Below are 14,915 nucleotides of genomic sequence, written 5' to 3' on the forward strand. Positions count from 1 at the left end.
ATAGTTCTTGATTTTTTAGAATTGGAAGTTATCGCCTAAATAGAGCCCCCTGAACAATAACAATCCATTGATTTTCATTAAAATATAAGTGCATATATTCCTCATTTAGCTAAAAATGTTTATCCTTGAGTGTTAAAAGGTGATTTTATGAAGTACAGCTTGCAAGGAAAACAGTTGAGCATTGATATATTTCGTTCATCTTTAGAGAGTTTGTCTAAGAAACTGTTTTGAATTTATTTAAAAAGGTTTTTTAAGCATGATTTGACAAATATTATTTGTAACATTGTTTCGACTGATTCTGTTTTATATTCGTAATACGTGGTTCTCCTTCTTAAATTATTGTTTATGTGAAGATTAGAACTAAGGTTTATCTCTCGTACGCACCGCAAGAGAAGCTCTGAAAACTTAGTTTTTGGGCTTCTCTTTTTTATATTATTTATTTCTTACTATAAATTACAAAATTGATTAAACTATTTTTTTGTCTATCTTTTATTTTGATTTAAATAAGTTTGTTTACTCGAAGAGAGTTAGGCAAGGGCTTTTTATGTATTATTATACGAGATAAAGTTAATGTAGATTTTTTTTTTAATATAAGAATATTAATTTTTAGACACTTATATTTCAGAATTATTGTCTATTTTTGTATAAAAAAGACAAGTATTATGAATTGCTCTATATCTTTAGAATGTTTAGTGATTAAAAAGGCCTATATTTTTAGACGTTTACAAAAAGACCCTGAAGTTTTTGTTGGTGCTGAATATCAGCAATATAGAGGGTGGAGTTGTAATAAAAGTCGAATGACTAAAAAAGAGTTAGAAAAGCTGCTTACTACTCGCTTAAAAGGTAAATTGGAAATATTAGGCAATTTAGCAGAGAAAAGATATAAAAATTATCTTGGGAATTGTGGTGAAGTCCATGCTGCCAATAAAGTATTGAAACAAAACGATACAATAGCAATAAATCAATTAACTTTTTCTAATGCGTATCGTCCACGAACATTACAAAAAATAAATTATTGCCAAAATTGTTTAGATACATTTAATATTAGTAATTAATGGCATATTCAGAAAATGAATTATTAAATAAGGATATGGATTGGTTTGTCAAAATCAGCCCATATTATATTCATGCAGCTTCGGCTGGTGGAATGGTTCCTACAGTTATTTATGAGAATGATAAAAAAAACAAGTTATTAACTCAGACGATCAAACGTTTACCTTTTCTTTTTAAGGAAGAGGAAATAGGAATTAACCCATTTTTACGTCAAATATTACATTTAGAAGAACAGCAAAAAGAATTATCCTTTATTTTAGACTCATGTAATATATCCTATGAGAACAATCCTATTGATACTTATATAAAGCGGATATATTGCTATTCATTCATAAAGTTTGCTCGTAAAGGCTTTTTTTCTTTTGACAAAACAAACATAAACAATTTTGAAGATGCTAAATATCATCTAGTAGCTTGGCCATGTAAAACAACTGATTTAGAACTATCTATGCCCACTTGCTCACCTTTAAAAGAGCTGGATATTATAAAGATATATAGAGAGACTAATAAAGAAATTGAGCCTTTAAAGAGGGAAAAATATACCATTGAACTAGTGAATTTGGTAAATAATTTATCTTTTTAGGTATTTATATGAAGGTCCTTTGTCTGCTATACTTAATTGTCTTGAATCGCTATCTTTGTTCTTATAACCTTTTTAGATTGTATATTTTTTAAGCATTGACTATCTTTGTAAGTACAAAAAAATAATCAATGAAAAACTTACAAAAGATAATTTTTCTGGGAATAGGACTTTCTCTACTATCAACTTCTGTAAATGCACAGGAAAAAGAGTTTATCCCGATGGCAAACATTCCTGCAGGAAGTTTTTATATGGGAGGATCTGCTCTTGGAGAAAACTTCGACGAAGCGCCGATACACAAAGTTATTATTTCTAATCCCTTTCGGATTGGAAAAACAGAAATTACTAATGCACAGTATGAAGAGTTTTGTCCAGAACATAAAGTTTTACGAGGAAAAAGAGGTCTCTCTAAAGGCGACGACGAGGCTGTGATATTTGTAAGCTACAACGATGCTGTGGCTTTCTGCAAATGGCTGAGTAAGAAAGAAGGTAAAACTTACAGGTTGCCAACCGAAGCGGAGTGGGAGTATGCCTGCCGTGCAGGAAGCTATTATCCATTCAGCATGGGGGATGGACTACCTTCTGTTTTTCAGAAAGATCAGAGAATTGTGAGAGATTATCAGTCTGTTTCACTAAAAGTGGGACAAACGCCACCTAATACATTCGGTATTTACGATATGCATGGAAATGTAGAAGAGTGGTGTATGGATTGGTATGGCCCTTATCTTTCAGATACACAAACTAATCCTGTAGGACAGAGCAGGGGAGAGTTCAGGGTAACGAGAGGTGGCAGCCATAGTACACCCGAAACTTTTCTGCGTAGTTCGAACCGCATGGCAATGTTGCCCGATGATAAGCATGCATTAACCGGTTTCCGTATTGTACAAGCAGAATACCCAGCAAGCAAACCAATAACTACTTTTGAAACGAATTTAAATAGTGAACATGTATCTCAGGTTAAAGCTGTATGGAAGAAACAAGATAAAGTTCCTTTGTTTATGGCTCCAATTCCTTTTGTTATAAAACCGGATTGTTCTTCTAAAACTCCTTTTTACCAGCATAATCACCAACCGGCTATAACCTGGTGTGACAATGGTGACTTACTGGCTATCTGGTTCTCTGCCGATCATGAGAACGGACGTGAGATGACAGTGCTTGCTTCCCGATTGCGTGCAGGTGCTCAGAAATGGGATCCGGCATCACTTTTCTTTAAGGTGCCCGACAGAAATATGACCGGTTCGGCTTTGATGAACGATGGGAAAGGAACGCTTTATCATATCAATGGTGTAGAGGCTGCGGGCGATTGGCAGAATTTAATGATGGTGCAGAGAACAAGTTACGATAATGGTAAAACATGGAGTTCTCCGCGAATAATTGAACCGGAACATGCAAAACGCCATCAGGTTATTGCCGGAACTATAAAGACAAAAGAGGGTTGGTTTATTCAGCTTTGCGATGCCGGACCAGGCGGAAAGGATAGTACGGCTGTACATATCAGTAAGGATGGCGGACAAACATGGGCTGATACTGGAGGTACTATTGCCGGAATTCATGCGGGTGTAGTGCAACTTAAGGATGGAAGACTGATGGCTTTTGGACGGAGTAATAATATTGCCGACTCATCTGGCAAAATGCGTATGCCGATGAGCATTTCAAGTGATATGGGTAAAACGTGGACTTATTCAGCTTCCGAATTTCCTCCTCTTGAAGGTCATCAGCGACTGGTTTTAAGACGACTCAATGAAGGACCTATTTTACTCATTTCGTTTACAGATCATCCTTTGCGTACAAATCCATCGGAACGTGGAATGATTTTTAAAGATAAAAATGGTAAAGAGTTCAAAGGTTACGGAATGTATGCTGCTTTGTCTTTTGATGAAGGAAAAACCTGGCCGGTGAAGAAATTACTCACTGATGGAAAATCTCGGTTCCTGAATGGTGGTGCCTGGACTCAGTTCTTTGAGATGGATGCAACTCATGCTGAGCCGCGTGGTTATCTGGCAGCTACACAAACACCGGATAATGTGATTCATCTGGTGAGCAGCAGGCTGCATTATCGTTTTAATCTTGCATGGTTATTAAAAAATGCAGATTGATCTGCCACCTGCTACTAAAACAAACGTAATTAACTGATATATAATTGTATAGTTTGGTGGTTGATATTTTTGTTTTACAATTTATCTGCCACTAAATTCATTCATCTGCTACAAACTTTATTTCCATTCTTAAAGCGCTTCACTTTCCTCAATATATTTCTTTTTTCTTCACCTTTGCATGCTCTACTTTTTTAGAAAGCATTATTCTTATAATGCTAAGATTTTCTTCATTGTGTATAAAGATTTGAATATTAATTGTTTACCCGATTTTATTTTTTATACTTGGTAAGTTCACGGCCGTGAACCCGTAAGTCTTTGGCCGAGAACCCATGGGTCTTTTATCGTGAACCCATAAGTCTTCAGTTGCGAACTTACTTATTGTTTTAAATGAATTAGATAATGTATGTCTTTTAAAAATGATAATAAATATATATAGTAGCCTTGCTATGATTTGAAATTTGTAGTAAGCAACTATATAATGTAATCTTGCAGTAGCTGTTTTTACGTTGAGATAGTGTCTTAAATTTGTATTTTTAGTGGCAGATGATGGTAATTAGTAGTAGATGAAAATGTGTAAATATTTTATCTGCCACCACCACAAAGCTTATTGGTAGGCACTTTTAGGCATTTTAGTGGCAGATGGCAGTAACTTTTTGTTTTTACTGAATAATTTTCTCTTAGAGTATAATTGTTTTAATTCTTTTTTAAAAATTCTTCAATATCCTTTTCTAACGATTTAGGAGTGGTTGTGGGTGCATATCGTTTTATTGTATATCCGTCTTTAGCAACAAGGAATTTGGTAAAATTCCACTTTATAGCAGAAACTATAAATCCCGATGCTTTCTTTTTAAGGAATTTATAAATAGGATGAGCATCATCTCCATTCACGTTAATTTTAGACATAAGCTGGAATGTAACCCCAAAGTTTACCTGGCAGAAATTTTCAATCTCGCTATCGGTTCCAGGCTCTTGATGTCCAAACTGATCACAAGGGAATCCTATAACTACTAATCCTTTATCTGCATACTTTTTGTTTAGTTCTTCAAGTTCTTTATACTGAGGTGTGAATCCACACTTACTTGCTGTGTTTACAATTAATAATACTTTACCTTTATACTTAGCAAAATCGATATCTTGACCTTTATTACTTTTTGCTGTAAAATCAAAAATTACTTTTTCCATAACCTTATTCTTTTTAGCGTTATTACTCTGTGCAATACTAAATTGCACGAAAAAGATATAAAACAAGAGTGATAAGAGAAATGTTACTTTTTTCATAACTGCTTTTTGAACTTATTATCGTTATACGAAATTATGTTTTGCGCAACATATATACAAACAAAAGGTATAAATAGTTTTGATTTTAATATTATTTGTCGATCCTTTTAAAAAAAATCGCGTTCAGATACAATGCATATCCGAACGCGACCTCTTTTATGTTAATGATAATTATTTAAACTGATATCGTCCTGGTAATTCTATTAACTTATCATGAAGTTTGCCTGAACGGTTAACTGAGTTCTTTAAAACTTTAGGTGTAAACATTAAACCTTTTGTTTTAGCCTTTGTTGAAGGTATACCTGTAATCAATTCTAACGCTTTTGCCAATAATGGTTCTTTTTCATCGCCCATTGAATAGCCATCAAAAGGATTATCTTCAACCTTATATGTAGGAGTAAAGCCATCGGGCATACAGGGTGTATTACCGTTTTTATCAGAATATCTGTATACCATTGAGTATATACCCCAGTTATCAAGATCTTTATCTGGATTTTCATAAATGTCGGCCGGAGTAAATACAATTCCACCACAATATTTGCCGGATGTTTGTTCTCCAATAGTTGTTACACTAATATAAGGAGAAAGTCCTGTTATTGTAGCTTCCGAAGCAGATGCAGTATTACCTGAAACTAAAACATATAGCTTGCTTAGATTCATATTAGCATCTTTTGTTGATAGGGTTACTTTGTTTTTATCTTCGTCTTCGTAAGTGTAGCTGTCTTTGTAATACTCATTTAAATCCGTTCCTTTTGATTTCCAATATGCAGCATATTTATCGTTCCATGTTTGCTGCAAATATATTTGTTTACCATCAACAATAGATGAAGGAGCAAGGATGCTGCTAAGGAGTTGTGCAGATAGAGAATAACCTCCTCTATTATATCGTAAGTCTAGTACAACATCTGTTACTCCTGCTGTTTTAAAGGACTTAAATACATCAATCAGTTTTTGATTAGACTTTAAAGTATAATCAGTATAGCATAAGTAACCTATTTTATATGTGCCTTTATCTATTACTTTGTAAGTATTAACAGGCTCCTGATACATTGTGCTGGCAGTAAGTGGTATTTTTGTGCCATTGAGACTTATTGTGTTTCCGCTTAAACTTGCCATGCCCAATGTTATGGAGGATGTATAGAATAAATCTGTATAATTGCTGGTTGTAATATTGGTACTGTTTATTTGCAGAATAAGATCACCACGTTTTATACCGGCTTTTTCTGCAGGAGTGCCCGGATAAACAAACTGAACTACAGCATAACATTGAGTACTAGTATAAGAGAAAAGATATACTCCAAGTGAATATCCAAAAGATGTTCCTTCCCCTGCAAAGTTACTGGTTAGACCGGCTGCGTCATCCGTTAAGGTAGTCCAATGGTCGGCCGAGTATTTTATACTGTCTACCATTGCTATCGGATCTTTTATTTTAGTAACATCTACTTTCGGTATCTCAGAACTCCATAGATAGAACTCTTGTAGTACATCTAGTGCGAATTGAGTAACTTTCTCTGTCTTGGTAGCTGCTTTTTCTTCGGTTTTAGTTTTATTGTCGTCATCCTTGCAGCTTGTAAAAAATGTTATGCTTGCTATTGCTGCAAGCATAACGAGTAATTTCCATTGATTTAGTTTCATTGTTTTAATTTTACTATTCTATTAGTATAATAAATTGTGTACTCTTTTGAAATGCATTATATAATGCGTCAATAATAATACAAATATAATTCATAAATATTGAATTCTTATAATTATTGATAAAAAAATTGATACAAAATAGAATGATAACTGACAAACACTACTATTTTATATATGAATTTATTTTTTTTCATAATAAATTGGAGTGTAATAGATGTTAAATTAATATTTTTATGTATGTTTGCTACATCTAAACCATATATAATAACATTATAATGTATCCATTAAAGTTTAAACCCATCCTTAAACAAACCTTGTGGGGTGGTGATAAAATTATTCCTTTTAAGCATCTTTCAGAAGAGATGCCAAATGTTGGTGAGAGTTGGGAACTATCTGGAGTTCCGGATAATGAATCAGAGGTTGCTAATGGAGAATTCAAAGGGATGACCTTGGGGCAGTTAGTAAGACGATTTAAAGGAGAATTAGTTGGAGAAAGTAATTATGCTCGTTTTAATTCTACCTTTCCTTTATTAATAAAGTTTATTGATGCACAGCAGGATTTATCAATCCAGGTTCACCCCTCTGACGAGTTGGCAAAAAAACGTCACAACTCAATGGGAAAGACTGAGATGTGGTATGTAGTAGATGCTACTCCTGATGCTAAACTTCGCTCTGGATTTTCTCAGGAAATAACACCAAAAGAATATAAGGATAGGGTCTTTAATTCTACGATTACTGAGGTCTTACAAGAATATTCTATAAAGAAAGGGGATGTTTTCTTCCTTCCTGCAGGTCGTATCCATAGTATTGGTGCCGGAGCCTTTATTGCTGAGATTCAACAAACATCGGATATTACATATCGTATATTTGATTTTGATAGAAAAGATGCAAATGGTAATACTCGCGAGCTACATACCGAACTGGCTAAAGATGCGATTGACTACGAAGTGCTTGATGACTACAGAACTGAGTATGAAGCTGTAAAGGATGAACCTGTAGAATTGGTTGCTTGTCCTTATTTCACAACATCTCTTTATGATATGACTGAAACTATTTCTTGTGATTACTCGGAATTAGATTCGTTTGTTGTATTGATTTGTTTGGAAGGTGATTGTAAAATTGTTGATAATGAGAATAATGAAGTAGAACTTCATGCTGGTGAAACAGTATTGTTGCCTGCTTCAACAATGGATATTACTATTATACCTGAAGGCTCAGCTAAGTTGCTTGAAACTTACGTATAGTGTTTATTTCTGATATAAAAAAAGAGGAATCATATAATATGATTCCTCTTTTTTTATGATATACTTTTTTTAATATTTAGCAGCTTGAGCTATTTTCTTAGGGATATCAGTGTTTTCAATCTTTCCGTGGAATAACTCTGCTCCGGCTCCGATTGCAAATACCGGAATGTATCCGGCTGAATGGCCGCCACTAGCCCAACTTACCATAGCAATTTCATTTAAAATTTGCTTTGCAAGCGCTGCCATTGGTTCATCTTTAGAATAAAGACTTTCAGCCAACTTAACATCTTTGCCAAGGAACGAACGGATGTATTCTTCTTTTAACAACTGTTCTTGCTTATCATTTAACTTAACTTGGCTCCACAAACCTAGGTTTTCGCTCAAAAGGTTTTTTATATCGTTCCAGGTAACGTCGTTTTGTTTGTCTTTACGCAATTGCTTAATTCTTTCTGAAAGTTCTGTTTCTGACACTTTCTGATATTCAAGTGCTTTTAAATTTAATGCATATTTCCCGTTGCCTAAAGCGATTCCTCCAGTTTCATGATCGGCTGTAATTACAATGAGGGTTTCGTTTGGGTGTTTCTTGTAGAATTCATACGCAATTTTAACAGCATTGTCCATATCAATAACTTCATTGAAAACTGTTGCAGCGTCATTACTATGACAAGCCCAATCAATCTTACCACCTTCAATCATTACAAAGAATCCATTCTTATTGTCTTTTGTAAGGAAGCTGATGGCGCTTTCTGTAATTTGACTAAGAGTCAGATCGCCCGGCTTTCTGTCGATAGCATATGGAATAGAGTGTGCATCAGTGTTATCTTGTTGCATAAGAATCATTTTTGAAGCTTTATTCTTTTTCGCCTTAAAATCTTCATATCCTTTAGCAACTGTATAATTAGCCTCTTTAAATAGGGTATATATATTAGGAGCGTTTTTGTTGGTTTTGCTATTTGGCTCTAAAAATCCACTTCCGGCATAGAAGTCGAATCCTGCTTTAGGTAGATCTGTTGCTATCTCATAATACATATTTCTATCCGGTTGGTGAGCATAGAATGTTGCCGGAGTGGCATGGTCAATACTAACACTGGTGGTAATTCCTACTTTCTTGCCTGCTTTTTTAGCTTTGACAGCTATGCTATAAAGAGGTGATTTGCGTAAACTATCCATTCCGATTGTTCCATTCTTTGTTTTTACTCCGGTTGCCAAAGCTGTACCTGCTGCAGCGGAACATGTAACTGAGTTGTAAACTGAATAGGTTGTTGCAATTGTACTGTAAGGAAACTGTGCGAAAGTAAGAGGTTTTACCCCAATTCTTCCTTCTTTTTCTGCAAGATACATCTCGGTCCCGTTTACCTGATTAACTCCCATTCCGTCGCCAATGAAATAAAATACATATTTGGCGGTTTTAGTTTGCGCATATCCATCTGCCTGACTAAATAAAAATCCGGCAAACAGGATGAATGTCAAAAGATAAAATTTTGGTTTCATTCCTTTTATTTATTAATTATTGAATCTATTAGATAAAAAAAATAGGGCTGAGTTTAATTCAGCCCTACAAAGTTATCTTTTTTTATGGAAGTATTTGCGGAATTTTTTCATTAAATTAAATCCAACTATAATGCCATTGAAGAGGTTTATGCCTGTTTTAAAGCGGTTAAGGAACGATGGACCAGAGGCAATATTTGATATAGGAGAGAGAATATCTGCATAAGTTGCAGCGATTTTCTCTTTTTGCATAGCTATTTTTTGTTTAGTTTCGACTCTCTTTCGAACGACATCTACCAATGTTATGCCTTTATCTGAGGATTGTGTATGTGTTATTTTCATAAATTATTTATTAGAATCCTTAAGGAAAAGGGTTGCTAAAAACCGAACTAAAGGATTGGTTATTAAATTTTTACGGAATACAATCATACAAATTATAATTGAAATACTTAGACAAGCAATAAGGCAGAAGCTTAAAGATAGTCCAACTAAAGGTTCAAGAACATAAGCTAAGGAGAACAGAAGATAAAATAAAGTCACCATACCCAGAGTAATCAGAATAAATATCAGAATAAGTGTAGAAAGTAGAATAGTTAATTTTTCTACAAACTGTAACTTTGCGTAATCTTTTTGTAATATCGCATATTCTTTGAGCTCTGCGATAAGTTGTCTGATACTATCAACTGTGTTTTTTTCTGTGGACATGGTGACTCTTTTTTTAGTTTCATTCAGCTCCTTCGCCAATTTCTGTAGCAATTTCACTAACAAGATCTTCCATTTCGCTACGATTTAGTTTGATACCTTTCTTGCGAAGAATTTCAGCAATCTTGTTTCTTGTGTCTTCTCCCTTTTCTGGGGCAAATAGAATACCGAGTGCAGCACCTATAGCTGCGCCGCCTAGTAAAGCAGCAATAACATTTAGATTCTTCATAGCAATTGCTTTTAAAATGTTTTACTACAAATCTAAGTATTTTTTAGATTAGTTGTTCTACTTTTTAGAACAATTATTTCTACTAGATGGTTTAAATCTGAAAAAAATTATTTTTTATCTTTTTTCTGATTCACTTTTTGTCGGCGCCAAAAATCTCCATTGCCTTTGTTTCCTCTGTATTTCTTATTTTCTTTAGCTTTTTCTTTCATTTGTTCCTTTTTCTCTTCAATGGCAACTGTTGCTTCAGTAGAGATAAAAGGATGATTTAATACTACAGGAATTTTTATACCAATAAGCTTTTGTATGTCTTTTAAATATGGTAATTCTTCCGGCTCACAAAAAGCAATCGCTATTCCTTCGTGACCTGCACGTCCTGTACGTCCTATGCGGTGAACATAAGTTTCTGGTACGTTGGGAAGCTCGTAATTGATTACGTGGGATAATTGATCAACATCTATTCCTCTGGCAGCAATATCTGTTGCAATAAGCACTCTGAGAGTGTGATCCTTAAAGCTTGTTAGTGCTCGTTGGCGTGCATTCTGAGACTTATTTCCGTGAATAGCTGCAGCTTCAATACCTTCTTTGATAAGTAACTTGGCAATTTTGTCTGCTCCGTGTTTTGTTCTGGTAAAAATAAGAACCGATTCAATATTCGGATTCTTTAATAAATGAAGGAGTAAATCCTTCTTCTCTTTTTTACCGACAAAATAAACACTTTGCTGGATTATATCTACTGTAGATGATACTGGTGTAACTTCAACCTTTTCCGGTTGAAAAAGAATGCTGCTTGCCAACTTTTCTATCTCTGGAGGCATTGTTGCTGAGAAAAACAATGTCTGACGTTTCTTGGGAAGCATAGGAAGTATTCGCTTAATATCGTGAATAAATCCCATATCGAGCATACGATCTGCTTCATCAAGTACAAAGAATTCCAGCGTTTTTAATGAAATAAAACCTTGATTAATTAAATCTAATAGTCTTCCTGGAGTGGCAATCAAAACATCAACACCTTTTTTTAATGCATCGGTCTGAGGTTTCTGCGGAACACCACCAAAGATTACAGTATGGCGTAATCCGGTATAACGTCCGTAGGCTGTGAAACTTTCTTCTATCTGGATTGCTAGTTCGCGGGTAGGAGTAAGTACAAGGGCTTTAATTCCTCTGTTTTTCTCCGATTTATATAATTTTTGAAGAATTGGAATCGAAAATGCTGCTGTTTTACCTGTCCCGGTTTGTGCGCAGCCTAATAAATCTTTGCCTTTTAATACGATTGGAATTGATTGTTCTTGAATGGGAGTTGGTGAGGTGTAACCCTCTTCTTGTAAAGCCTTTAATATTGGGCTTATAAGGTCTAGTTGTTCAAATGTCATTTAAAATAATTGAAGTAGCCTCGCGGCTGGTGTATACTAAATTGACAAAGATACTCTAAAGTGCTGGTGGATTGAGAAAATTCTTGAATGATTAAGGATATTTAACTAATATACTAATGTAATATATATATTTATATAATATCTTTGCTCTACACCTTTCTTTAAAAAACTCTAGATTTAATTTTAAAATACTCTAGCCTTTTTTTAAAAAAGGTCTAAACCTTTTTATCTATGTTCTATGAAGTAATAACTTAAATATTTAGATATATGAGTATTCAATACAGATTAACGCCCATGCGCGACAACATTAGTGAGAAACCCAAGCAAGGTTTCTATGCTCAAGTGGTTACTAAAGGCACAATCGATACTCGGGAATTGTGTAAGGCAATTTCGGAGAAGTGTTCTTTGAATGTAGCCGATATGAAAGCTGCAATTGAAGCACTTGCGCAAACCATTGAAGATAAACTTCAGGATGGTTACAATGTTAGCATAGACGAGTTGGGAACTTTCTCTGTTTCGGCCGAATCTCGTACAGTTCAGGATGTTGAGGAAATCAGGGGGCAGTCTATTAAAGTGAAAAATATAAATTTTCGCCCATCTGTCAGACTTAAAACAACGATGAAAACATCAAAGTTTGAGAGAGTGCCTGGAAAGAAGTAACTAATTAGTGAAAAAATGAAAAATAGGATTGTTTTTATTACAGGTTCAACCAGTGGAATAGGTGAAGGATGTGCGCGTAAATTCGCATCTAAAGGATCTGACTTAATTTTAAATGGACGTAATGAAGATAAATTACTGAAGCTTAAAAATGAATTGGAGTCGGAATTTGGAATTCAAGTTCTTCCACTTGTTTTTGATGTTCGGGATAGGAAAGCTGCAACTGATGCATTAGCTTCTCTAGAAGGAAAATGGGAAAATATTGATGTGCTTATCAATAATGCTGGACTTGTTTTTGGAGTGGATAAAGAATATCAGGGTGATCTTGACGAATGGGATATTATGATTGATACTAATATTCGTGCTTTATTGTCCATGACCAGATTGATCACTCCCGGAATGGTAGAGCGGGGTAGGGGACACATTATTAATATAGGTTCTATAGCTGGCGATGCGGCATATCCTGGAGGAAGTGTTTATTGTGCCACTAAGGCTGCAGTAAAAGCATTGTCTGATGGTTTACGTATTGACTTGGTTGATACTCCTTTAAGAGTTACAAATATTAAACCGGGTATGGTTGAAACTAATTTCTCAGTTGTTCGTTTTCGTGGAGATAAGGAAAAGGCAGATAATTTCTACAAAGGAATAAAACCGCTTACTGGAACAGATATAGCCGAAACTATTTATTTTGCGGCATCTGCCCCTGAGCATATTCAAATTGCTGAAGTTCTTATTATGCCTACTAATCAGGCTACGGGAACTATCTCTTACAAAAAGACTGAAGCGTGAAAAAGTTGCTGAACATAATATCTTTTGCACTGTTGATTACTTTAGTGTCATTTTGTGCTAGTGATGATTCTCTTCTGGAAAATAAATGGCAACTCCGGAAGTATGTACATACTGATGGAATTGTGCAAAGTGAAGATAGTGTGTTCTATAATTTTATGAAGGAATCATTTTCGGCTATTTGTTTGCTTTCGGATGGAAGTTATACAACCATTTTTGGAAATTACTCTTTTAATGGAGATGAATTAATGATTAAAATATTGCCCGAGTCAACCAGTGGGCCAGCTTATGAAAGATATATAAATTGGAAAGATGGGGTCAGGGTTTTTAAAATAGAGGAACTTTCTTCTTCTGTTTTGCAATTAAATTATAATGGAGAAAAATCAGTTTTCAGAAAATATTAATCTGAAATTATTAATTAAAACAGAAAATAAATTATGAAAAAATTAGCAGTATTAGGAACAAGCTTATGTGTTGTTCTGGCGTTTACTTCTTGTAAATCAGGTGAAAGTGCATACAAAAAAGCGTATGAAAAAGCAAAACAACAAGAATTGGCACAACCTAAAGTGGCAGAACCTGTTGAAGTTGCTCCTGTTGCCGATGTTCCATTGGTGGAAACAAAGAAGGCTACAACAACTACAAATAGTGCACGTCAGGAAAGACTAACTGTTCAAGGTAATGGTACGCTACTTGAATATAGCGTTGTTTGCGGTAGTTTCCAGACTAAAGCTAATGCAGAAGCTTTGCAGGAGGATATGATTCGTGCTGGATATAAAGCTATTGTTGCTTATAATCCAGATAATAATTATTATCGTGTTATTATTAGTACTTTTGCTGATTATGCTTCAGCAACAGATTCTAAAGAAGCTTTTAAAGCTAAGTATCCTAACAGAAAAGATTTCCAGGGTGCTTGGGTTTTACGTAGAGTATTTTGATAAATCTATTTTGATATTTCCATAGAATATTCTTTCTATGGTAGTAAAGGCAGGAGCTGTGAAGTTTCTGCCTTTTTGTTTTGTGCACCGTGTATAGTGTATAACTTAATGGTGTGAGTTTGTTATGGGGTTGGCGGTAGCAAGCCATTGTTCTGAAGGGTAAAAGCTTTAGAATGGCTAGCAGTACTTGCTAAATGGATTATTAAAGTTTATAGTATCGTAAATAAGGAATCGCCGTATGCCGAACGGTACGTATGGTGGCATGGAATGTCGGAAAATGGAATAGGACGAAAAGTTGTTTCATTTTCCTTCTACTCGATTACCAATATTATATTTTTCTGTTGGTAGTTATAATGATAGCAATTGAGCTTTAGATTAGGCTATGGGGCGTTCTTTATCTTCTTTCGCGCGCGTATATATATTATGTATATCCAAGAGAACCTTTCTTGAACCTCTTCTAAAATCACTAAAAATATGTTCTACAACACACTTGCAGATCAGTGAGTTACCTATTAGTGGCAAAAATAGTGAGAAAAAAGAGCTAGATATATTTGGATTGGTAGTATTAAAGTTCTACTTTTGCACCCGCTTTGCAAGAGAGACAGAGTGTTGATTGAAATGCTGGTTCTTCGGGATGTTTGAAGAAAAAAACTTTTAAAAAAGTTGCTTTAAAATTTGGAGCGTATCACTTAAAAGTCTTATCTTTGCATCCGCTTTCGCCTTGATAAAGGCGCTTAGAGCAAACAAAAAGAAATCGTTCTTTGAAGAGATTATAAATAAACGAAACAAGTAGTACAAGAGCATTAAGTGCGTGTATTGTTACATGTACTTGGTAAAATAGAAATGCGAACCGTCAATTAAG

15 protein-coding genes are annotated in these 14,915 nt (G+C 34.7%); 8 read left to right on the forward strand and 7 right to left on the reverse strand.

What is annotated here, in order from left to right; all coding sequences use genetic code 11:
• Positions 1-662: 662 nt before the first annotated feature.
• The 3 genes from BUC21_RS15035 to BUC21_RS15045 all read left to right on the forward strand — a co-directional run bounded on the left by BUC21_RS15035 (position 663) and on the right by BUC21_RS15045 (position 3,729).
• Positions 663-1,055 (forward strand): hypothetical protein, encoded by a 393-nt coding sequence (locus BUC21_RS15035; protein WP_073403914.1) that lies wholly within the window; start codon positions 663-665, stop codon positions 1,053-1,055.
• Positions 1,055-1,636, forward strand: coding sequence for a hypothetical protein (locus BUC21_RS15040; protein WP_073403916.1), 582 nt, complete (start codon positions 1,055-1,057; stop codon positions 1,634-1,636). Before BUC21_RS15035 ends, BUC21_RS15040 begins: the two co-directional genes overlap by 1 nt.
• Positions 1,637-1,764: 128 nt before the next feature.
• Complete coding sequence (locus tag BUC21_RS15045) at positions 1,765-3,729, forward strand: SUMF1/EgtB/PvdO family nonheme iron enzyme (protein WP_073403918.1); 1,965 nt, start codon at positions 1,765-1,767, stop codon at positions 3,727-3,729.
• 693 nt (positions 3,730-4,422) lie between these two features.
• Here BUC21_RS15045 and BUC21_RS15050 read toward each other — a convergent pair.
• Both BUC21_RS15050 and BUC21_RS15055 read right to left on the reverse strand, forming a co-directional pair.
• The gene (locus BUC21_RS15050; RefSeq protein ID WP_073403920.1) at positions 4,423-4,911 is read right to left on the reverse strand and encodes a glutathione peroxidase; all 489 of its coding nucleotides are present in this window, start codon (positions 4,909-4,911) and stop codon (positions 4,423-4,425) included.
• 267 nt (positions 4,912-5,178) lie between these two features.
• Positions 5,179-6,642 carry a S41 family peptidase gene (locus BUC21_RS15055; protein WP_073403922.1) on the reverse strand — a complete coding sequence of 488 codons (1,464 nt, stop codon included), beginning with the start codon at positions 6,640-6,642 and terminating at the stop codon, positions 5,179-5,181.
• 275 nt (positions 6,643-6,917) lie between these two features.
• Here BUC21_RS15055 and BUC21_RS15060 point away from each other — a divergent pair, with 275 nt between their 5' ends.
• Positions 6,918-7,886 (forward strand): type I phosphomannose isomerase catalytic subunit, encoded by a 969-nt coding sequence (locus tag BUC21_RS15060; protein ID WP_073403924.1) that lies wholly within the window; start codon positions 6,918-6,920, stop codon positions 7,884-7,886.
• 69 nt (positions 7,887-7,955) lie between these two features.
• Here BUC21_RS15060 and BUC21_RS15065 read toward each other — a convergent pair whose 3' ends face one another.
• The 5 genes from BUC21_RS15065 to BUC21_RS15085 all read right to left on the reverse strand — a co-directional run bounded on the left by BUC21_RS15065 (position 7,956) and on the right by BUC21_RS15085 (position 11,675).
• On the reverse strand, positions 7,956-9,377 hold the full coding sequence (locus tag BUC21_RS15065; protein WP_073403926.1) for an alkaline phosphatase: 1,422 nt from the start codon (positions 9,375-9,377) through the stop codon (positions 7,956-7,958).
• Positions 9,378-9,449: 72 nt separating this feature from the next.
• A complete protein-coding gene (locus tag BUC21_RS15070; protein ID WP_073403928.1) occupies positions 9,450-9,716 on the reverse strand; it encodes a hypothetical protein in 267 nt (88 codons plus the stop codon).
• Positions 9,717-9,719: 3 nt separating this feature from the next.
• Positions 9,720-10,079 carry a hypothetical protein gene (locus tag BUC21_RS15075; RefSeq protein ID WP_073403950.1) on the reverse strand — a complete coding sequence of 120 codons (360 nt, stop codon included), beginning with the start codon at positions 10,077-10,079 and terminating at the stop codon, positions 9,720-9,722.
• A gap of 19 nt (positions 10,080-10,098) precedes the next feature.
• Positions 10,099-10,305 carry a YtxH domain-containing protein gene (locus tag BUC21_RS15080; protein ID WP_073403930.1) on the reverse strand — a complete coding sequence of 69 codons (207 nt, stop codon included), beginning with the start codon at positions 10,303-10,305 and terminating at the stop codon, positions 10,099-10,101.
• Positions 10,306-10,412: 107 nt separating this feature from the next.
• Positions 10,413-11,675, reverse strand: coding sequence for a DEAD/DEAH box helicase (locus BUC21_RS15085; protein WP_073403932.1), 1,263 nt, complete (start codon positions 11,673-11,675; stop codon positions 10,413-10,415).
• Between the two features lie 267 nt (positions 11,676-11,942).
• On the opposite strand from BUC21_RS15085, the gene BUC21_RS15090 reads away from it, so the two are divergent.
• The 4 genes from BUC21_RS15090 to BUC21_RS15105 are packed head-to-tail and all read left to right on the forward strand — an operon-like array spanning position 11,943 to position 14,053.
• Positions 11,943-12,335: an HU family DNA-binding protein gene (locus tag BUC21_RS15090; protein WP_073403934.1), complete on the forward strand. Its 393-nt coding sequence runs from the start codon at positions 11,943-11,945 to the stop codon at positions 12,333-12,335.
• 15 nt (positions 12,336-12,350) lie between these two features.
• On the forward strand, positions 12,351-13,121 hold the full coding sequence (locus tag BUC21_RS15095; protein WP_073403936.1) for an SDR family NAD(P)-dependent oxidoreductase: 771 nt from the start codon (positions 12,351-12,353) through the stop codon (positions 13,119-13,121).
• Positions 13,118-13,522, forward strand: a complete 405-nt coding sequence (locus BUC21_RS15100) for a lipocalin-like domain-containing protein (RefSeq protein ID WP_073403938.1) — start codon at positions 13,118-13,120, stop codon at positions 13,520-13,522. Before BUC21_RS15095 ends, BUC21_RS15100 begins: the two co-directional genes overlap by 4 nt.
• A 33-nt stretch (positions 13,523-13,555) precedes the next feature.
• Complete coding sequence (locus BUC21_RS15105) at positions 13,556-14,053, forward strand: SPOR domain-containing protein (protein WP_073403940.1); 498 nt, start codon at positions 13,556-13,558, stop codon at positions 14,051-14,053.
• Positions 14,054-14,915: the final 862 nt, after the last annotated feature.

Origin of the sequence: Bacteroides luti (assembly GCF_900128905.1) — a bacterium.
GTDB lineage: Bacteria > Bacteroidota > Bacteroidia > Bacteroidales > Bacteroidaceae > Bacteroides > Bacteroides luti.